This is a genomic window from Azospirillum sp. A1-3, from assembly GCF_023806445.1.
Classification (GTDB): Bacteria; Pseudomonadota; Alphaproteobacteria; order Azospirillales; family Azospirillaceae; genus Azospirillum.
In genome coordinates this window covers 343,427-363,288 of the sequence record NZ_JAMSLU010000003.1, presented here as the reverse complement: position 1 = coordinate 363,288, position 19,862 = coordinate 343,427, and the positions used below count along the sequence as shown (strand labels likewise).

The window sequence follows — 19,862 nt, the reverse complement described above, 5'->3', positions numbered from 1 at the left end:
GATGCCGAGCCCTGCATCGCATAAATGTGCATGCCTGCCTTTCGAGGGGGGTCAGGAGGCGGTGCGCAGCCGTCCCAGGAAGACCGACAGCGGCGGCATCACCAGCGTTCGGCCATCGGCGGTCAGGTCCGGCGGCAGGGCGCCCGGAGCACGCGGGACAGGCAGGGCTTCCGGTTCGCCGCGACCGCGCAGAGCGAACTCGGCCGGCCGGTCGGCCATGTTGAAGACGGCGAGCAGGCGGTCGTCCCCCGACACCCGTTCGAAGGACAGCAGGTCGCCATGCTCCTCCACGCCGATGACGGCGCCGGCGCGCAACGCCTCCAGGTCACGGCGCAGGGAGAGTGCCGCACGCCACACCGCCAGCGGGCTGCCGGCGGTCCGCTCCTGCCGGTCGACCGCGAGATCGAGATGGGCGTCGGGCACCGGCAGCCAGGGCTCGGCATTGGTGAAGCCGGCGTGGGGCTCGGCGGCGCGCCAGGGCATGGGCGTGCGGCTGCCGTCGCGGCCCTGGAAGTCGGGCCAGTAGGTGATGCCGAAGGGGTCGCGCAGTTGGTGCTGCTCCAGCACCGCATTGGGCAGCGCCAGCTCCTCCCCTTGATAGAGGCAGACGGTGCCGGGCAGCGCCGCCGCCAGCATCGCCAGCAAGGCGTTGAATGACTGCGGGTCGGCACCGGCGGGCAGCCAGCGGCTGGCGGCGCGCTCCACATCGTGGTTGGACAGGCTCCAGCAGATCGACTCCGGCCGTCCGGCGGCGCTCAGCGCTTGGGCGAACCCCCTGGCGCTGAACGGCTGTTTCGCCAGCGACAGGGTGTAGGCGGCATGCAGCCCCTGCGGCGTGCAGTAGGCGGCGATGCGCTGGCCGGCGCCGGGCTGGCTCGACAGCTCGCCCAGCAGGACGCGGCCGGGATAGCGCTCCACCGTCCCGCGCAGGCGGGACAGGATGCTGCCGATCGCCGGGTGCATCATGTCGTAGACATGCTGTTGCAGGGCGAAGGGCTTCAGCGGCGGTTCGGCCTCGCGCCAGACAGCGGCGGGGTTGGAGCGCAGCTGCGGGTCATGGGCAAAGAAATCGACGGCATCGATGCGGAAGCCGTCGACGCCACGTTCCATCCAGAATTCCGCCGTCTCGCACAGCGCATCCATCACCGCGGGGTGGTGCAGGTTCAGCGCCGGCTGGCTGGACAGGAAATGATGCAGATAGTACTGGCGCCGTCGCGGCTCCCAGGTCCAGGCGGCTCCACCGAACACCGACAGCCAATTGTTGGGCGCGGTGCCGTCGGGCTTGGCGTCGGCCCAGACATACCAGTCGGACTTGTCGCCGTCCCGCGACCGCCGGCTGTCGACGAACCAGGGATGGGCGTTGGAGGTGTGGCCGCAGACCAGATCGACCAGCACCTTCAGCCCCAGCCCATGGGCGCGCTCGATCAGCCGGTCGAAGACGGTGAGATTGCCCATGCGCGGGTCCACTGCGCGATGGTCGGCGACGTCATAGCCGAAGTCGGTGCGCGGCGACGGGTAGAAGGGGCTGATCCACACCCCATCGACGCCCAGCGAGGCGACATGATCCAGCCCCTCGATCACGCCGTCTAGGTCGCCCCAGCCGTCGCCGCCGTGGTCGCGGAAGCTCAGCGGATAGATCTGGTAGAGCGCCGCCCCGTTCAGCCAGGACGCATTGGGGGCCGACGGTTTGGACTGGGAGGATGTGTGGGGCAAGGCAGGAGGCTCCGCGTCGGAGATCGCATAAGCGGTTCGCGGTGCCAGAGTCGCCTGTCGTGGCTAACGAAAGGTTACCAGCCGTTCGTGGTCACAAGACCCAGCCTTTCGTAGGGATCGGCCATCGGGACAGAAACTTGCGGACGGGTGTCCTGGGGCTTGGCCGCCGCGCTGCGCTGCGGCTATACCAGCGGCTCAGTTCGAGGAGTGGGGATGCGACGCGGCGGGACGGCGACCGAATCTGCGACGACGGAGAAGGAGCGGCGGCTTGGCCGTTACCGTCTGCTCGACCTGATCGGGCGGGATGGCGACGCCCGGCTGCATCGCGCGCTGGACGCCAACGGTCAGACGGTGGAACTGTGGACGGTGCCGCTGGCCCGCCTGTGCGCCGATGCCGCGGGGGTGGAGCGGTTCCGGCAGATGGCGACCGCCGCAGCCCGGCTGTCCCACCCGGCGATTCCCGCCGTCCTGGCGTCCGGTGAACACGCGGGAACCGCCTTCGTCGCCACCTTGCCAGTGGAAGGCCGGACGCTCGCCGCACGGCTGGACGACGGCCCGTTGCCGTGGGACGAGGCGGTCGCGACGCTCGACCGCGCGCTGGATGCGCTGAGTGCCGCGCACCGGGCCGGGGTCGTGCATGGTGCGCTGACCGCCGACACCATCCGTCACAGCGGATCGGCGGCAGTGGTCGGCGGTTTCGGCCGGGCGGCGCTGACCGCGGCTCGGGCAGACCGCAAGGACGATCTGGAGGCCGCCGCCCGGCTGACGGGACGGATCCTGGCGGGGCATGAGGACCGGCCGGCAGTCGCGACCCTGCTGGCGGATCTGCGGGACGGCGGCAGCTTCCCGGACGTGGCTTCCCTGCATATTGCGGTGAGCGGCCTGACTGGAGCGCCCCGCCCTCGGGCCGTCGCGCCTGTACGCTCCACCCGCCGGCCGTTGTGGGCCGGCGGAGTGGTTCTGGCGGGTGGCGTCGTGGCTGCCGTGACGATCCTGAATTGGCCATCGCCTCCCCGCACGGTGGCCGACAGTCCGGCCACGAAATCGGCGGCGGTTACCCCACTCACGCCGCCCCCTGCTGCCACTCCCGCTGCCCCGCCCTCTGCGCCGCCTTCACCGTCGGCGGCGAGTAGGCAGCCGCCGGTCGCCGAGATCGCACAGGCGCTGCGCACCATCCCCTGCGCGCTGGTCACGGTGGAGAAGACCGGCGGCCGTCTGCTGGTTTCCGGAACGGTGGCGGGGGAGCGGGCGGAGACGGAGGTGCGTGAGACGGTCGAGGCACTTGCAGCCGGCTGGGACCATGGCTTCGACCTCGCCAATGCGGATGCGCAGTTCTGCGCGCCGCTGGGCAGCGTCGCCACGGCACTGGATGCCAATCGCGGGCTGGCGGAGCCGTTGGCGGCGCAGGTGCTGGAGGGGCCGGATCTCAGTGCCGGCGACCTGCTGGTTCTGGAGATCCGGGCGCCCGCCCGTCCGGTGCAGGTACAGGTCGATTACTTCACCATCGACGGCAGCGTCGTCCACCTGCTGCCCAACCCGTCGGACAGCGGAGCGGCACTGGCCGCCGGTGCGTCGCGCCGTCTCGGTGAAAAGGCTGGGGGCGACAAGGCCACGGACGGCAAGCCGCAGTCCGGCCGGTACTGGACCATCGGCCCGCCCTTCGGCACCGAGATGCTGCTGACCATCGCCACAGCGATGCCCCTGTTCCCAACCCCACGGCCGGAGCAGGAGCCGGCGGCCGACTATCTGGCCGCCCTGTCCGACGCGCTGGCGACGATACCGGACGACGCCCCTGCCCCGCTGGCGGATGCGCAATTCATCGCCACCGGCCCCTGACGAACGGCATCACGCCGTCGCGGCGAAGCGTCCGACCACGACGGTGACGTTATCCTGCCCGCCGGCCGCATTGGCCGCGGCGACCAGAGCGGCGGCGGCGCGGGCCGGGTCCGGCTCCTCCCGCAGGATGCGGGCGATGAGCCCATCCGGCAGCATGCCGTTCAGCCCATCGGAACAGAGCATGATGGTGTCCTCGGGCATCAGCGAATGCACGCCGACCTCCGGCTCCACATCCTCCGCGGTGCCGAGCGCCCGGACGATGATGTTCCGCTGCGGCGCGGTTCCCCGCCCGCCATTGTCGAGCCAGATCTGGTAAAGGCTGTGGTCGCGGGTCAGGGTGCGCAACTCGCCGTCGCGCAGGCGATAGACCCGGCTGTCCCCGGCGTGGAAGACGACCATCTGCGCCGTGCCGGGAACCCGCCAGACGCCGGCCACGGTGGTGCCCATGCCGCGGCCCTGCGCGAAGCCGCGAGCCGTGTTCAGGTCGAAGATCGACCGGTTGGCCTGCTGCACCGCCGACCGTGCGACCGACAGGGCCAGGCGCACCGCCGGTTCGGCTCCCGCCGGGTCGGTCAGGGTGCGGTCGGCATCGTCGTGGTCCGCCACGGAGATCCCGTCCACCAGCGTGATCGGCTCGACTTGCGCATGCCCCTGCAGAAGACCGCAGATCACCTCGACCGCCTTGCCGCTGGCGATGTCGCCGCCGGCATGGCCGCCCATACCGTCGCAGACGACCGCGAATTCACCGTCGCTGCTGGCCTGGAAACTGTCCTCGTTGCGGGAGCGGGTGCGCCCGACGTCGGTCAGGCCGGCGACGGTCAGGACATAGGCTGAGTTCGGCATTCAGGCGGCGGCTCCCGTCTCGCGACTGTCTGGCCCCACGAATGCTGGGACCGGATTTTCGGGCCGGCTCCATCGGGACCGGAAGCACCGGGAGACCCGGCAATACGGGAAGGGAGCGGCGACCGTTTGTCCGATAATGGCGCAAGCACCCCGAAAGATACAGCGGCGATTATACCCGGCGATTGTACCGGCCCGCCGATTGCCTCTGCCGATGATCGCACGGCGCAACCGCGCGGGCATCACCCGGCTGGCCTTGGAAAATCGATGTGGTAGACTTCGCCCATTCCCAGCGGACGAAGGATTGACTGCCATGGCCGCCAGCATCGGAATCGCGCTCAGCGGCCTGACCGCCCAGACGCGGCGGCTGGACGCCTCGGCCTCCAACGTCGCCAATGTCCGCTCCACCGGGGCGGTTCCCAAGACTGATGGGGCGGCAGAGGGCAAGCGCGCGCCCTACCAGCCGCTGGCGGTGGCCCAGACCGATGCCAATCCCGGAACGCGCGCGACCTTCACGCTGATCACGCCGGCCTATCTGCAGGAATATGCGCCGGACGACAGTGCGGCGAACGGCGACGGAATGGTGGCGGCGCCCAACGTCGATCTGGCGACCGAGCGCGTCAACCAGATGGCCGCCAGCCGCGCCTATGGCGCCAACATCGCGGTCGTCCGCACACAGGATGAAATGCTGACGTCTCTGCTCGACTCGAAAGCCTGAACGGCCGGCGGTGCTTGCGGACAGGTTCAGACAGTGATGTTCAGATTTTGCCCGCGTGTCGGCGTGACGTTGCCACCGCCGGAGCCACCCTCCGGCTGGACCAGCGCGGCGACGGTCGCCTGCTGCTGATCTGCGTTCTGGCTCAGCGCCTTCACGCCGAAATTCATCTGGTTTTGCGCCTGCTTCAGAGCAATCGCCGCGCCTGCGGTCGACGACGTGACGTCCATGCCCATCCTAGCCCCCGGAAATAGCGCCCCGCGAAGAGAGCGTCCTCAGATGACCACATTCACCCGCACGGCAGACCCGCCGGCGGAACCGGTGGTGGTCGAGGTCGATTGTGCCACGGACGGCGATGTGGCGGAAGCCGGAAGCGCAACCGGCGCGGCAGCGGGGGCGGAAACGGCGGTGGCCCAAGTCCCCGTACCGGCAGAGGTTCCGGCGCCGGCGGCCGGCGAAGTGCCGGAACCGCCGCGACCATAGGCCGCAGACTGGCTGCCAGCGTGCCCGCTTGCCTGCCCACTCCCGTTCCCATCCCCGCCGACCGTCAGCTTCAGAAGCGACGCGCGTTCCGCGTTCTTTTCCTTCTGCTGGGCTTCCTTGTACTGCTTCAGCGCCGCTTCGGTCGGGATCTGCGACACCGTTTTCCCGTTGGCCGGGTCGCGGTACAGCATCACAAGCCGCGAGGCGTCGGTGTCGAAGCTGAAGGCGATGGTCGGGAAGCGATTGACCAGCGGATCGGCGCCGCCGGCATCCGGCTGGGGATCGGAAGGTGCGGATGCGGTCGGAGTCCGGGTGCCGGCCCCTGTTTCTACGGCATCGCTGCCGCGGGGCGTCATGAAAGCGAACGGCCGCGAGACCGTCGATGTGGCTGCCGCCACGTTCATGACCGGCTTATCCGAATTGGTGAGAGTTAAACATTAAATTACCGTAACCCCGGCAACGCGTAAAGGCTTTCTTTACTCTTATTTGGGTTGGCACATCTAACCCATTCGGCGAAATGTGGTTTCGCGATACGGGCGTACTCATGTCGAAAATCCGGGTTTCCGCGCGGGCAGGCTTGCAGCGACGGCATCGGCCGTCCTAAAGCGTTGAGTCATGGCCACGATCCTCGAAGCCTTGACGCTGGCGCTCGACCTTCATCTTGCCGGCCGCTTCGGCGAGGCGCAGGAGCTCTACACCCGCATCCTCGATGCCGAGCCGGAACAGCCGGATGCTCTGCATTACCTCGGCGTCCTGGCCGGCCAGATCGGCCGCGGCGAGTTCGGCCTGACGCTGATCGACAAGGCGCTGGCCCTACGGCCGGAGGCGGCGGACATCCACGCCAACCGCGCCAACCTGCTGCGCGGCCTGGATCGCCTGGACGAGGCGGAGTTGGGCTATCGCCGCGCGTTGGCCCTGCGCCCCGACTTCGCGGAAGCCTGGACCGACCGCGCCTTCGCCCGCCACGGCCGCGGCGATGCGGCGGCCGTCGACGCCACCGCCGCGTTGCTGGAACGCGCCTTACGGATCGAGCCGGCGCTGGATCCGGCGCGGGAAAAGCTGACCGACCTGCTGCACGCACGCGGGCGGTTGCGGCTGGAATCGGGGCAGGTGACTCCGGCCCTGGCCGACCTGATCCGGGCCGCCGCGCTCGACCCGCGCGATGCCGACATCGCCTTCCTGCTGGGCAATGCCCTGTTCGCCGCCGGGCTGCGCGCGGATTCGGTGGTCGCCTTCCGCAACGCGCTGGCGCTGGTGCCGGATTTCCTGTCGGCCGCGCTCAACCTCGGCATCGCGCTTGCCGCCACCAACCGGGCGGAGGCGGCCCTGGCCCCGCTGCGCCACGCCGTGCGCATCGACCCGGCCCATCCCGCACCACGCGACACGCTGGCCCTGGCCTTGCGGGCGCTGGGCCGTGGCGAAGAGGCCGATGCGCTGACCCAACCGCCGCCGGCCCCGCCCCAATCGACACAGGCGCCGAAACCGCTGTCCCCCCGCCGGCCGCGCCGGCCCCGCTAAGCGGCGGGCCGTTCCGCCAGCACCACCAGCCCCATCACCGGCTCGCCGCTTTCGTAGCGCAGCCGGTCATGGTCGCAGCGCCGGATCGCGAGCCCGGCACCCGCCACCGCCGCCCGGATATAAGCCTCGGCATGGGCATAGCGGCCGTGGGTGGCGACGCGGTGCGGCCGTCCGTCGGCTGGCTCCAACTCCTCCACCGTGAAGGCCAGCCGGCCGCCGGGGCGAAGCGCCGCGCGGGCGGCGGCGAACGCCTCGTCCAGGACACCGAAGTAACAGAAGACGTCGGCGGCAATGACGAGGTCGAAGGCGCCCGGCCGCTCGGCGAGGAAACCGACCAGTTCGGCCGCCTGCAGATCGTCATACAGCCCGCGGGCGCGGGCGCGGTCCAGCATGCCGTCCGACAGGTCGACGCCGACCAGCCGGCGGGCATAGGGCCGGAGCGAGGCGGCGCACAGCCCGGTGCCGCAGCCGGCGTCGAGCACGTCCAGGCCGCTGCGCCGCTCCTCCTCCGCCAGCAGGCCGGCGAGCAGCGACGGCGCGCGGTAATCCAACTCCGCCAGCTTGCGGTCGAACTCCTCGGCGAACAGGTCGAAGGTCTGGCGCACATAGTCGTCGGGGGCGCGCGCATCGGCCTCCTCCCCGGCGATAGCGGCGCCGATGTGGCGGGCCAGCGGGTTGGCGGGATGGTCGCGCCGCCACAGCCGGGCCAGCGCCGCCGCTTCCTCCACCCCGCCCTGCTCGTGCAGCAGATAGAGCACGGCGCCGAGATTGTCGTGGGCGTCGGCCCAGTCCGGCCGCAGGGCCAGTGCCCGCCGGTAACCCATCGCCGCCTCGCCGAAGCGGCCGAGATCGCGCAGCAGGTTCCCGCGGTTGTTCCACGCCTCCGCATGGTCCGGCCGCAGCGCCAAGGACTGGCGGAACGCATCGTCGGCCTCGCCATGCCGCTCCGCCTGCCGCAGGACGGAGCCGAGGTTGTAGTGCGCCATCCCCTCATGCAGGCCATGGGCGACGGCGGCGCGGTAGGCGGCGGCGGCCTCCTGCAGGCGGCCGAGAGCGCGCAGGGCGTTGCCGTGGTTGTTATGGGTCCCCGCCAGGGTCGGATCGGCCTCCAGCGCCCGCGCATAGAGCGGCTCCGCCCCCGCCGCGTCGCCGGCCGATGCCAGCCCGTCCGCCTGCCGGCTGAGCCTAATCGCCGGCGGCAGGGCGGCTCCCCGCAGTCCACCGCGCAAGGACAAGCGTGACCCTGCCATCGCGTGCTCTCCTCTTTCCCGTCGCCGGCGCCTGCACCGGCCGATTTGCCGCCGACATCAATGTCATCTTTATCAATGGCATCTTTACCGTGATCCCCCGATGATGGCACTCCCTTTGAGGGTGCGGACAGTCAGGGACGGGGCCGGAACGTGGCGAAGCACACCAACATGCTGGCGCAGGCCGTGGCACACCATCAGGCCGGGCGCCTCGCCGAGGCGGAGCGCGGCTATCGCGCGGTGCTGGCGGCGGAGCCGCGCAATGCCGACGCCCTGCATCTGCTGGGAGTGGTGGCCCTGCAGTCGGGTCGTGCGGACGAGGCGGTGACCCAGATCGGCAAGGCGCTGGCGCAGGCGAAGGGCGTCGCCGACTATTGGGACAATCTGGGCAGCGCGCTGTCCGCCGCCGGCCGGCCGGCCGACGCGGTGCAGGCCCACCGAAACGCCGCCACTCTGGACCCGCAAGGGGCGCAGCGCCGGCACAATCTGGGCAACGCCCTGGCCGTCCTCGGCCGCCATGACGAGGCGGAACGGGCCTTCGCCGCCGCGCTGGCGCTGAAGCCCGACTATGCCAAGGCCTGGTACAATCTCGGCAACGGCCACACCGCGCACCGTCGCCATGGCGATGCGGTGACGGCGCTGGACCACGCCGTGCGGCTGGTGCCGGGCATGGCGGAGGCGCACAACAACCTGGGCGATGCGCTGGCGATGAGCGGACGGCTGGACGAGGCCGTCGCCCAGCACCGGCTGGTGACCCGGCACCGTCCGGACGACGCCACCGCCCACTACAATCTGGGCGCCGTCCTGCAGCAGAAGGGCGCCCTGGAAAGCGCGGAAATCGCCTATCGTCAGGCGCTGAAGCGCAACCCGCGCCACAGCGCGGCGCTGAACAATCTCGGCAGCGTGCTGAAGCGGCTGGGCCGTCCCGATCAGGCGGAACTGTGCCACCGGCAGGCGCTGGAGCTTCATCCGGAGTTCGTGGAGGCGCGATATAACCTCGGCAACGCGCTGCAGGCACAGGGGCGCTTTGACGAGGCGACGGCCTGCTTCGAAGAGGCGCTGGCCCAGCAGCCCAACCTTGCCACCGCGACCTACAACCTGTCGCTCCTGGCGCTGCACCACGGCGACCTGACGCGCGGCTGGGCGGGGTATGAGCGGCGCTTCGCCGCCGGAGAGACGCTGCCCGACCGGCGCTTCGACATCCCGCGCTGGGGTGGACAGCTGTTGCGCGGCAAGCGGCTGCTGGTGTGGCGCGAGCAGGGGGTGGGCGACGAATTTCTCTTCGCGTCCTGCTATCCGGACGTCGTCGCCTGGGCGGGCGGGCCGGTCACCATCGAATGCGATCCGCGTCTGGTTCCGCTGTTCCGCCGCTCCTTCCCCAAGGCCACGGTGCGGGCCGAAAGCTGCACCGGTGACGCTTTCAGCGAGATCCCTCGCGAAACCATCGTTCCGCCCGACTGCGACCTGCAAATTTCCGCCGGCGACCTGCCGGAGCTGCTGCGCGGCAGCCTGTCCGCCTTCGAACCGCAAGGCCCTTGGCTGGCGGCGGACCCGGGGCTGGTGGAGCGCTGGCGGGAACGGCTGGCGGCGCTGGGGCCCGGCTTGCGGATCGGCATCGGCTGGCGCAGCCAGTTGATGACGGTGGAGCGCAAGGCCGCCTATGTGCTGCTGGAACATTGGGGTCCGCTGTTCGCCGTCCCCGGGCTGGTGTTCGTCAACCTGCAATATGGCGACTGCGAGGCGGAACTGCGGGCGGCGGAGGTGCGTTTCGGCGTGACCATCCACCGCTGGGCCGACCTGGACCTGAAGGACGATTTCGACGGCACGGCGGCGCTCACGGCGAACTTGGATCTGGTGATCTCGCCGGCGATGTCGGCGGGGGAGCTGGCGGGTGCGCTGGGCGTGCCGGTCTGGCGCTTCGGCACCCGCGATTGGACGCAACTGGGCACCGGCACACGCCCCTGGTTCCCATCGATGCGCCTATTCCAGCCCAACAGCGGCGAGGGGCTGGAAGCGACGATCCGGGCGATGGCGGACACCTTGCGGGCCACCACGCCAGGACCGGTGCCGGAGTCCGTACCGGTGGTCGCGGCGTCGCCGGAGCCCGAGCCCGAGCCCGAGCCCGAGTTGGAAGCCGATTTCGACGCTCTGCTGAACCGGGCCGCCGACCTTCACCGCGCCGGCCGGCTGACGGAGGCGGAGGCCGCCTATCGCGCCGCCATCGCGGCCGATCCCAGACGAGAAGCGCCCGGCCATGCCGATGCGCTGCATCTTCTGGGATTGCTGATGCACCAGACCGGACGGAACGACGAGGCGCTCGCCCTGATCGGCGCAGCGTTGCGGACCGATCCGGCCTTCCCCCAGGCCTGGAACCATCTGGGACTGGTGCAGGAAGCCGACAAGCGCCATGCCGACTCTGCCCGCGCCTTCACCCGCGCGCTGGCCCTGCACCCCGCCTTTGCCGAGGCGCTGACCCATCTGGGCCTCGTTCACCAGACCTGCGGGCGGGTGGAGGAGGCCGTGAAGCTGCATCGCCGCTGCATCGCCCTCCAGCCGGAGCATCTGCCGGCCCATGCCAATCTCGGCCATGCCTGCGAGCTGATGGGGCGCATGGCGGAGGCGAACGGCCATTACCGCCGGGCGCTGGCCTTGCAGCCCGGATCCGCCGACGCCGGCAACAACCTCGCCACCATGGCCACGCTGGCGGGCCGTCTGGAGGAGGCGAAGACCCATCTGCGCCGCGCGCTGCGGATCTACCCGGACTTCGCGCTGGCGGCCTGGAACCTCGGCCTGCTGGACCTTGCCGACGGACGGATCGCCGAGGGCTGGGCCGGCTATGGCCGCCGCTTCTCCGCCAGTCAGCTGCAGCGGGCACGCCGCATCGACCGGCCGGTCTGGACGGGGGAGCCGTTGCGGGGCCGGCTGCTGCTGGCCTGGTCGGAACAGGGGGTGGGCGACGAGATCCTGTTCGCCTCCTGCTTCGACGCCCTGCGGGGGCTCGACGGTCCGGTCACGGTCGAATGCGACCGGCGTCTGGTCAGCCTGTTCGCCCGCTCCTTCCCCTGGGTCACGGTGCGGGCAGAGACGGCGGACGCCACCGGGCGGGAGACGGTGGACCCGCCGGATTGCGATCTGCAGATCCCGGCCGGCACCCTGCCCGCCCTGGTCCGCGACCGGGTGGACCGCTTTCCCGTCCGTCCGGCCTATCTGCGCCCCGATCCCGGCCGTCTCGCCCTGTGGCGCGACCGGCTGGCCGCCCTGCCCGGCCTGAAGGTGGGGCTGACATGGCGCAGCCAGATCGTCACCGCCCAGCGCGCCGCCGCCTATACCGGTCTGGCCAACTGGACCGCGCTGCTCGATCTGGCCGGCATCAGCGTGGTCATGCTGCAATATGGCGACTGCCGCGCCGAACTGGCGCAGGTGGAAACGGCAACGCGCCGTCTGCACCGCTGGGACGACCTGGACCTGAAGGACGATTTCGAAGGGGTGGCGGCCCTGATCGCCAACCTGGATCTGGTGATCTCGCCGGCCACGGCGGTTGGGGAGTTGGCCGGCGCCTTGGGCGTCCCGGTCTGGCGGCTCGGCACCCGCGACTGGACGCAGATGGGAACGGACGTACGGCCCTGGTTCCCGTCGATGCGGCTGGTCCAGCCTCCCCTCGGCGACGGACTGGCCGCCGCCGCCCGGCAGGCGGTGCGCGCGCTGGCGGAACTGGCTCCGGCCTGATGACCGACCTTCGCGCCCTGCTTGCCGAAGCGTTCGACCGTCACCAGACCGGCGAATTCGAAGAGGCGGAAGGGCTCTACCGCCGCATCCTCTGCATCGAGCCGGCCGAGGTGGAGGCTCTGCACCGGGCCGGTTTGCTGGTGGCCCAGCTCGGCCGGCTGGGGGAGGCCGACGGGCTGCTCCGCCGGGCGCTGGCGCAGGATCCGACGGAGACCGAGGCGGCGGTCAACCATGGCAAGATTCTGCGCGCATTGCGCCGACCCGAGGCGGCGGCCGGCCGTTTCCGCCACGCCCTCGCGCTCGCCCCCGCCATGCTGACGGCGCTTGAAGGGCTGGGACATGCCGAGCGCGAGGGCGGGCATGCCGCTGCGGCGGCCACCGCCTATGGCCGGGCGGCGCTGGTCGGGGCCGGTCCGGCGGTGCTTCACCAGTGGGGCGTCGCGCTGGACGGCATCGGCCTCGCGGACGAGGCGGTGGAGGCCCTGCGCCGATCCGCCCGCCTCGACCCGACGGTCCCGTCGGTCGCCTTGCGGCTGGCCGGGCTTCTCCAGCGGATGGGGCGCAGCGGCGAGGCGGCTGGCTGGTATCGCCATGCGCTGGTGATTCAGCCCGGCCACGCGGAGGCGCGCCGGTCGCTCTCCGCCATCATCGCCGCCATCGGCGCGGGGGGACCGCCACCAGCGACATAACCCTTTGGTTCAAAGGGTCAGCTGACCTCCGGATGGTGTTGCGCGAAATGATTTCAAGACCCCACCCCTGCGACCCACTGTCATACGTCTGAACGGTTGGGGCATTTTTTCGCATGGTTTGACCGCATAAAACGCAAGATTAGGGTTGTTCGGCGCTTCGGATGAGTGAACACTGTTGTCACCGGCCCGTCACATTGCGGCGGGACGCGGACTGATCCTATGGAGAGCGACTCATGCACACTGAAGCTCGCCTTTCGTCTCTGCAAGACAAGCACATGCGCCTGGACCGGGCGATCCTCGACGAGGAAAAGCGCTCCTGGCCGGATGAGAGCGCAGTGAAGCGCCTCAAGCTCGAAAAGCTGCACGTCAAGGAAGAGATCGACCGCCTGACGCGCACCGGCCCGATGAATTAATCCCCCCAATCACAGCATCGACCTTCAGACACCACCCTTGAACAGGGGTTTGAAAAGGCCGGGTTGAGGCGGATCGCCTCACCCGGCTTTTTTGATGGCCGGCTTTTTTGATGCCCAATTTTTTGATGGCCAGCTTCTTTCAGCCGATGGCCCGACCGGGACGCGCAAGCTCCGCCGCCACCGCCGGCAGCAGATCGGCGACCCGTTGGCCGGGGCCGGTCCGGAACAGACGCATCGACGGGAACCAGGGCCGCACCGCGGTGCCGAGCGTCGTCCAGTCGCCCGTCCGTGCCAGCCGCCAGACCGGCACGCCCAGCGCCGCCGCCAGCTCTCCAGTGGAGGTGGCGGGCGCGATCACCAGATCCAGGGCCGACATCAGCGCCGCCGTGCCGTCGAGGTCGTCGCGCAGGTCGAGATCGGGGAAGGCATGCGGCGCACGGCCGAACGCGTCCCGTGCCACAGCCAGTTCGGCCTCGCAGTCGCCATATTGCAGATTGACCGGAATAAGCCCCGGCAGGGTCAGCACCGGCCGCCAATCCTCGATGCGCGTATAGTCGGGCATGCGGTCCGGATCGAGTTGGCCGCTGCGCCAGGCGATGCCGACCCGCAAGCCCTCTCCCAGTCCGGCCAGCCGCCGACGCCAGCCGTCGACAGCCGCCAGATCGGCACGCAAAGCAGGTTCCAGCCCGGCGAAGCCCGCCAGGGAGGCGCCCAGATGGCGCGACAGCGATCCGATAGGGACATGGCAATCGACATCCGGCACCGGTTCGGACGGCGTGGCCGGTACCGCCCTTACCGTCGCCTGCGGGAAGGAGCGGGCGAACAGCGGGACGAAGCGCGGGTCGCATTCCACCACGATGCGCCCCCCCCGCCGGCCGGCGCGGGCGATCAGTTCGGGCAGGCGCTGGGCGAACATCAGCTCGTCGCCGATCCCCTGCTCGCGCCAGACCAGCAGGCGCCTGCCCGACAGGTCGCCGCCCGTCCAGAGCGGGACGGCCGGGCAGCGGGCGGCGGACGTGAGGTCGCGCGTGTCGAACCGCCGGTCATAGCCTTCCCATCCCTGCGCCAGCCGGCCGGCGGTGAGATCGAGAACCCCGGCATTGAAGGCCGCCGCCGCGTGGCCCGGTTCAGCCGCCAGCGCACGGCCGCACCACACGACCGCCGCGCCGTCATCTCCCATCTCGCGCAGCAGCCGGCCGCGGTTCGCCATTCCGTCGGCCAGGGCGGGGGCGAGCGCCAGGGCGCGGCGGCCCGCCCGCTCCGCGGCGTCCGGCCGGCCAAGGCGCCGCAGCGCCACCGACAGGTTCACCCACCCAGCCTCCAGCGCCGGTGCCCGCCGGAGCGCCTGGGCATGCGCCCGCTCCGCCTCGCCCCAGCGACCGAGCCGGGCGAGGGCCGCGCCCAGATTGTCATACGCCTCCGCAAGGTCGGGGTCGGCGGCGGTCGCCCGCCGGTGGAGCGGCACGGCGGCCCCGCTCCGCTCCAGCGCGTCGAGCGCATTGCCGAGGTTGGTCAGGGCCGCGGCATTGCCGGGCTGGAGCGCCAGGGCGGTCCGGAAGCCGGCGGCGGCCGGTCCTGCCCGTCCGAGAGCCAGACGAACGTTCCCCAGGCTGATATGCGCCGTCGCATACTCCGGGGCGGCGGCGACCGCCGCGGCGATGCGCGCTTCGCCGCGTTCCGGCCTACCCGTCTGGTGAGCGAGCAGGCCAGACAGATGGAGCGCCACCGGATCCCGCGGGCGGTGGGCCAGAACGCGCTCGTAAAGGGGGGCTGCCGCGGCGAAGGAACCGGCACGATGGGCGGCGACCGCCTGCTCCAGAAGCCGGTCCGGGTCGGGGTCCGTGGTCTCGCCATCCCCTGCCCCGGCAGGCCCCCCGGCAGGCGTCCCCCCCCTCCCGCGCGGCGATGCGGTGGCCCGCAACAGCTTCGCCATCTGGACCAGAGCCGCCTCCAGCCCCTCGCCGGGATTGGGCTGGAACAGGCGCATCGATGGGAACCAGGGCCGGACGCCGGTGCCCAGCTGCGTCCAATCGCGGGTGCCGAAGCGCCAGACCGGCACACCCAGCGCACCCGCCAGCTCCCCCGCCGACATTGCCGGCGAGATCACCAGATCCAGGTTCGCCGTGAGCGCCGCCGTGCCGTCGAAATCGTCCTTCAGGTCCAGGTCGGCCCAGCGGTGGATGGTCACGCCGAAACGCTCTTCCGCCGCCCGCAACTCGGCCTCGCAGTCGCCATATTGCAGGTTAACGAACACCAGTCCGGGGATGACGAACAGCGGACCCCAATGTTCCAGCAGCACGTAGGCGGCCTTGCGATCGGCCGTCATCAGCTGGCTGCGCCAGCCGATGCCGATCCGCAAGCCCGGCCCCAGCGCCGCCAGCCGCTCCCGCCAGCGCTCCACCAGCACTGGGTCCGGCACCAGCCAGGAGGGCCGTTCGGGGAAGCGCTTCAACTCGGTGCGCAGCAGGCGCGGCAGGCTGCCGGCGGCGATCTGGACATCGGCGTCGCGCGGGTCGGTGCTTTCCGGGCGGACATCGGCATCGGGGAAGGAGCGCGCGAACAGCCGCACCAGCCGGTGGTCGCACTCGATCACCAGACGGCCGGCGCGCCGCATCGCCTCGCCATAGCAGGAGGCGAAGAGGAATTCGTCGCCAACGCCCTGCTCCCGCCACACCAGCAGGCGCCGCCCGGCGATGTTCTCGCCGCGCCAAGCCCGCATGGACAGTCGGCGCCGGAAGTTCCGCAACGCCGGTGTGCCGAAGCGCCAGTCGTAGCCGTTCCAGCCCGAGCGAAGGAGGCCGGTCTCCAGAAGCAGGAGCGCGCGGTTGAAATGGGACTGCGCATGCTTGGGATCGGCCTGCAGGGCCGCATCGAAGGCGACCAGCGCCTCCTCATGCCGGCTTTGCCGCTTCAGCAGATAGGCCAGATTGCCATGGGCCTCGGCAAGCGCCGGGTCGAGGTCGATCGCGGTGCGGTGGCAGGCCTCCGCCTCCGCGACCCTGCCCAGCGCTTCCAGGCTGTTGCCCAGGTTGGTCCAGGCGACGGCGAGGCTGGGATTGCTGCGGGTCGCGCGGTCCGCCGTGCGCGCGGCCTCGGTGAAACGCTCGAGCTTGTGGAGAGCGGTGCCGAGGTTGCTGAGCATATCGGCGGCCCCCGGCATCAGGGCGACCGCGATGCGATGGGCTGCCACTGCATCCTCGGGACGCACCGCCAGTTCGGCACGGTGGCCGTGGGCAGGCGCCAGATCAGGGCGCAGGCGCAGCGCATGGGCAACGGCGGACCGCGCCTCCCCATCCAGCTCCATGCGGCGCAGCAGCGCGGTCCGGTTGACCCAGTGCCCGACGCCGTCGGGCTGCACCGCGACGCAGGCGCGCGACGCCCGCTCGGCCGCATCGAAGCGGCCCAACCCCTGGTAGACCTCGCTCAACGCGGCATGGGCGGAGGCATTGAGCGGGTCGGCGGCGACGGCGCGGACCAGCAGGGCCTGCGCCTCCTCCAATGCTCCGCGTCGCTTCGCCAGCACACCGGCCAGATGCAAGGCGACCGGATGACCGGGTGCCGCGTCAAGCACCTGCCGCACCAGGGTGTCCGCCGCCGCCGCGTCACCGGCGCGGTAATGGGCGACGGCATCCGCCGTCAGTCTGTCAGCCTCGCTTCCCGGCCTTCCGTCCGCATTGGGGACCGGAAAGCGCACCGGAGGCTTGCAGGACGCCGCGCGCGCCAACTCCTGCGCCATTCGGACGAGCGTGGCCTCCAGACCCTCGCCCGGCCTGGGCTGGAACAGGCGCATGGTCGGGAACCAGGGCCGGACGCCGGTGCCCAGCTGCGTCCAGTCGCGGGTGCCGAAACGCCAGACCGGCACACCCAATGCACCCGCCAGCTCCCCCGCCGACATCGCCGGCGAGATCACCAGATCCAGGTTGGCGGTCAGTGCAGCCGTGCCGTCGAAATCGTCCTTCAGGTCCAGGTCGGCCCAGCGGTGGATGGTGACGCCGAAACGCTCTTCCGCCGCCCGCAGTTCCGACTCGCAGTCGCCATATTGTAGGTTGACGAACACCAGTCCGGGGACGGCGAACAGCGGTCCCCAATGCTCCAGCAGCACGTAGGCGGCCTTGCGCTCGGCGGTCATCAGCTGGCTGCGCCAGCCGATGCCGATCCGCAAGCCGGGCCCCAGCGCCGCCAGCCGCGCCCGCCAGCGCTCCACCAGTGCCGGGTCCGCCGCCAGCCAGGGGTCCTGCGGCTCGAAGGCGGACAGGCTGCCGCGCAACAACTCCGGCAGGTTGCCGGCCGGCACATGGAAATCGACGCCCGGCGGCCGGTCCGGCGAGTGAATCGTCTCCCGGCCGGCGGCATCGACCGATTCCGCCCGAACGGTCGCCCGGGGAAAGGAGCGTGCGAACAACGGCACCAGACGCCGGTCGCATTCGATCACCACATGCCCGGTGCGCGCGATCAACGCCGGATAGCAGGAGGCGAACAGGATCTCGTCACCGACCCCTTGCTCACGCCACACCAGCAGGCGACTGCCGCCGGGCTCCTCGCCGCGCCACAGCGGGGCGGCGATCCGGCGGTTCACATACCCCTTGGCCCGGAAACGCCAGCGATATCCCTCCCACCCGCCGGCGAGATCGCCGCGGGTGAGGCGCATCATGCCGCGGTTGAGGTGCGCCGTGCCGAGTGATGGATTGACCGACAGGGCGAGGTTCATGAAGGGCTCGGCCGCCGCGTGGTCCTGGCGGTATTGCCAGATCATCATGCCGAGATTGCCCGCGGCCTCCGCATTGTTGCCGTCGATCTCCAGCGCGCGCCGATGGGCCGCCTCCGCCTCCCCGATACGGCCGAGAATCTGCAGGGCAAGGCCGTAGCCGGTCAATGCGGTCGGGTTCCCGGCGTCGACCGCCAAGGCGCGCTGGTACAGACGCACCGCCCCGGCGGTGTCGTCGCGCTCGAGAAGCAGGCCGGCGAGATTGGAAAAGGCGTCGACGCTTCGGGGGTCGGCCGCCGCGGCACGCCGACAGAGATGCTCGGCGCGGCCGGTCTCCCGCATGCCGATGTGGGTGCCGGCGAGATTGACCAGGGCCTTCCCGTAGTCGGGCCGAAGGCGCAGGGCGCGCCGGTACCACCGTGCCGGCCGTTCGAAATCGCAGGCGGGGTCGTAGCGATCCTCCAGCGACGTCCCGTGGTTGTTGACCGCCACGGCGTCGTCGGGGCTGAGGGCCAACGCCCGGCGCAGCACCGGGACGGCTTCGCCGGTCATCCCGAGTTCGAGCAGGGCCACGCCCAGATTGTTGCAGGCGCCCTGCATCGTCGGTTCGCGGTCCAACGCAAGGCGGAACTGCGCGACCGCCTCACGCAGCCGCCCCATGCCCTGCAGAGCGGTGCCGAAGGTGAAGTGCAACTGCGCATTGCCGGGATGCGCCGCGACCGCCGGGGTGAGAACGCCGCAGGCTTCCCCATGGTCGCCCCGGCCATTCAGCAGCACGCCCAGTTCCAGCGACAGTTCCTCGTCCGCCGGGACAGCCTCCAGCGCACGGCGCAGGCAGGCCTCCGCATCCGGGTGGCCCAGTCCGCGCAAGCAGATCGCCAGATGCCGCCAGGCGGCGGACCGCGACGGATCGGCCTGGACCACCGCGTAGAAGGCATTGGCCGCCGGCGCGATCCGGCCCATTTCCCGCTGGAGGATGCCGTAGTTGAAACGGGCGGTCAGATTGTCGGGGTCGAAGGTCAGCGCGCGGGCATAGGAGTCCGCCGCCTCTTCCCGCCGGCCGAGGTGCTGAAGCACGGTGGCGCGGTTGCCATAGGCCTCGACATAGCGGTCGTTCTGCCTGATCGCGACCGCATAGGCGGCAAGCGCCTCCTCCGGCATGTTCAGATCGGCCAGGACATTGCCGAGGCTGTTGTAGGCGGTGGGAAAGCGCGGCTGCAGCGCCAGGGCCGCCCCCAGTCCGGAAAGTGCCTCGGCGGTCCGGCCGGTCTGGTAGGCGATCATGGCCGACAGGTGCAGCGCGTCGGCATGCGCCGGATCGTCGATCAGGATCCGGCGATACAGCGCCAGCGCCTCGGCGAGGCGGCCGGCGCGGTGCAGCGGCAATGCGGCGTCGAGCAGATCAGCGGCGGTCACGGCATCCGGTCTGTCGTCGGGGTGTCGTCGTCGTCGGCGCCACCGCCGATCTGTTCGGCGCCGATCTGCTCGGCACCGTCATCGACCACCGCGCCGTCCGCCGTCCTGAACAGTTTGCGGCAGAGTTTGAGCGCCCGGTAGTAGTTCCGGCCTTCGACCAGTCGCGTGATCTCATCCAGCGTCTTGGCGGCGTCGGGCCGCGCCTCGCGCGTTTCGTCGAGAATGGAGGCGAAGCGCTGAAGGTTCAGCGTCGAGTCTTCCGGGAAGATGTAGACGAGCTGAATGACGAAATAGAGTTTCTTCTCGATACAGTCGATCTGCTCTTCCTTCAGCACCTCGCGTCCACGCAGGAAATTGGCGGTGTTGTAAAGGAAGAACGAGCCCGGACGGTCCCCGGCACCGATGACGGCACCGTTGATGATGACCTTCTCGTTGGGACGAAGCACGAACTTGAGTGGCATGAGTGAGGAACCCGGGGCTTGCGGGCCGTCGCCGTCCGGCCTTTGCCGGCCCGGTCCGGCCCAAAAAAGAAACGGGCGGCGGCCTGATGCCGCCGCCCGC

The 19,862-nt window shown here is 70.6% G+C and carries 13 protein-coding genes; 6 read left to right on the top strand and 7 right to left on the bottom strand.

Annotated elements, in window-relative coordinates; genetic code table 11:
• Positions 1-51 precede the first annotated feature (51 nt).
• Complete coding sequence (locus M5E06_RS19455) at positions 52-1,713, bottom strand: alpha-amylase family glycosyl hydrolase (RefSeq protein WP_252139612.1); 1,662 nt, start codon at positions 1,711-1,713, stop codon at positions 52-54.
• Positions 1,714-1,926: 213 nt separating this feature from the next.
• Here M5E06_RS19455 and M5E06_RS19450 point away from each other — a divergent pair, with 213 nt between their 5' ends.
• Positions 1,927-3,549, top strand: coding sequence for a serine/threonine protein kinase (locus M5E06_RS19450; protein ID WP_252139611.1), 1,623 nt, complete (start codon positions 1,927-1,929; stop codon positions 3,547-3,549).
• A gap of 9 nt (positions 3,550-3,558) precedes the next feature.
• Here the strand turns inward: M5E06_RS19450 and M5E06_RS19445 are convergent, their stop codons facing one another.
• Positions 3,559-4,392, bottom strand: a complete 834-nt coding sequence (locus M5E06_RS19445) for a PP2C family protein-serine/threonine phosphatase (RefSeq protein ID WP_252139610.1) — start codon at positions 4,390-4,392, stop codon at positions 3,559-3,561.
• A gap of 310 nt (positions 4,393-4,702) precedes the next feature.
• Here M5E06_RS19445 and M5E06_RS19440 point away from each other — a divergent pair, with 310 nt between their 5' ends.
• Positions 4,703-5,107, top strand: a complete 405-nt coding sequence (locus M5E06_RS19440) for a flagellar basal body rod protein FlgC (RefSeq protein ID WP_252139609.1) — start codon at positions 4,703-4,705, stop codon at positions 5,105-5,107.
• Positions 5,108-5,133: 26 nt separating this feature from the next.
• Here M5E06_RS19440 and M5E06_RS19435 read toward each other — a convergent pair whose 3' ends face one another.
• Together M5E06_RS19435 and M5E06_RS19430 are read right to left on the bottom strand one after the other, a co-directional pair.
• The gene (locus tag M5E06_RS19435) at positions 5,134-5,334 is read right to left on the bottom strand and encodes a putative motility protein (protein WP_146205356.1); all 201 of its coding nucleotides are present in this window, start codon (positions 5,332-5,334) and stop codon (positions 5,134-5,136) included.
• Between the two features lie 45 nt (positions 5,335-5,379).
• A complete protein-coding gene (locus tag M5E06_RS19430; protein ID WP_252139608.1) occupies positions 5,380-5,991 on the bottom strand; it encodes a hypothetical protein in 612 nt (203 codons plus the stop codon).
• Between the two features lie 211 nt (positions 5,992-6,202).
• Here M5E06_RS19430 and M5E06_RS19425 point away from each other — a divergent pair, with 211 nt between their 5' ends.
• Entirely contained in the window at positions 6,203-7,105 is a 903-nt protein-coding gene (locus M5E06_RS19425; protein WP_252139607.1) for a tetratricopeptide repeat protein, read from the top strand.
• Here the strand turns inward: M5E06_RS19425 and M5E06_RS19420 are convergent.
• On the bottom strand, positions 7,102-8,355 hold the full coding sequence (locus M5E06_RS19420; RefSeq protein WP_252139606.1) for a tetratricopeptide repeat protein: 1,254 nt from the start codon (positions 8,353-8,355) through the stop codon (positions 7,102-7,104). The genes M5E06_RS19425 and M5E06_RS19420 overlap by 4 nt on opposite strands.
• Positions 8,356-8,505: 150 nt before the next feature.
• On the opposite strand from M5E06_RS19420, the gene M5E06_RS19415 reads away from it, so the two are divergent.
• From M5E06_RS19415 to M5E06_RS19405, 3 genes are all read left to right on the top strand, one after another.
• Positions 8,506-12,078 (top strand): tetratricopeptide repeat protein, encoded by a 3,573-nt coding sequence (locus M5E06_RS19415; RefSeq protein WP_252139605.1) that lies wholly within the window; start codon positions 8,506-8,508, stop codon positions 12,076-12,078.
• Entirely contained in the window at positions 12,078-12,767 is a 690-nt protein-coding gene (locus M5E06_RS19410) for a tetratricopeptide repeat protein (protein ID WP_252139604.1), read from the top strand. Before M5E06_RS19415 ends, M5E06_RS19410 begins: the two co-directional genes overlap by 1 nt.
• A 233-nt stretch (positions 12,768-13,000) precedes the next feature.
• Entirely contained in the window at positions 13,001-13,180 is a 180-nt protein-coding gene (locus tag M5E06_RS19405; RefSeq protein WP_042694032.1) for a YdcH family protein, read from the top strand.
• 139 nt (positions 13,181-13,319) lie between these two features.
• Here the strand turns inward: M5E06_RS19405 and M5E06_RS19400 are convergent, their stop codons facing one another.
• Positions 13,320-19,301 (bottom strand): tetratricopeptide repeat protein, encoded by a 5,982-nt coding sequence (locus M5E06_RS19400; RefSeq protein ID WP_252139603.1) that lies wholly within the window; start codon positions 19,299-19,301, stop codon positions 13,320-13,322.
• On the bottom strand, positions 19,298-19,762 hold the full coding sequence (locus M5E06_RS19395; protein WP_252139602.1) for a flagellar biosynthesis repressor FlbT: 465 nt from the start codon (positions 19,760-19,762) through the stop codon (positions 19,298-19,300). Before M5E06_RS19395 ends, M5E06_RS19400 begins: the two co-directional genes overlap by 4 nt.
• Positions 19,763-19,862 lie beyond the last annotated feature (100 nt).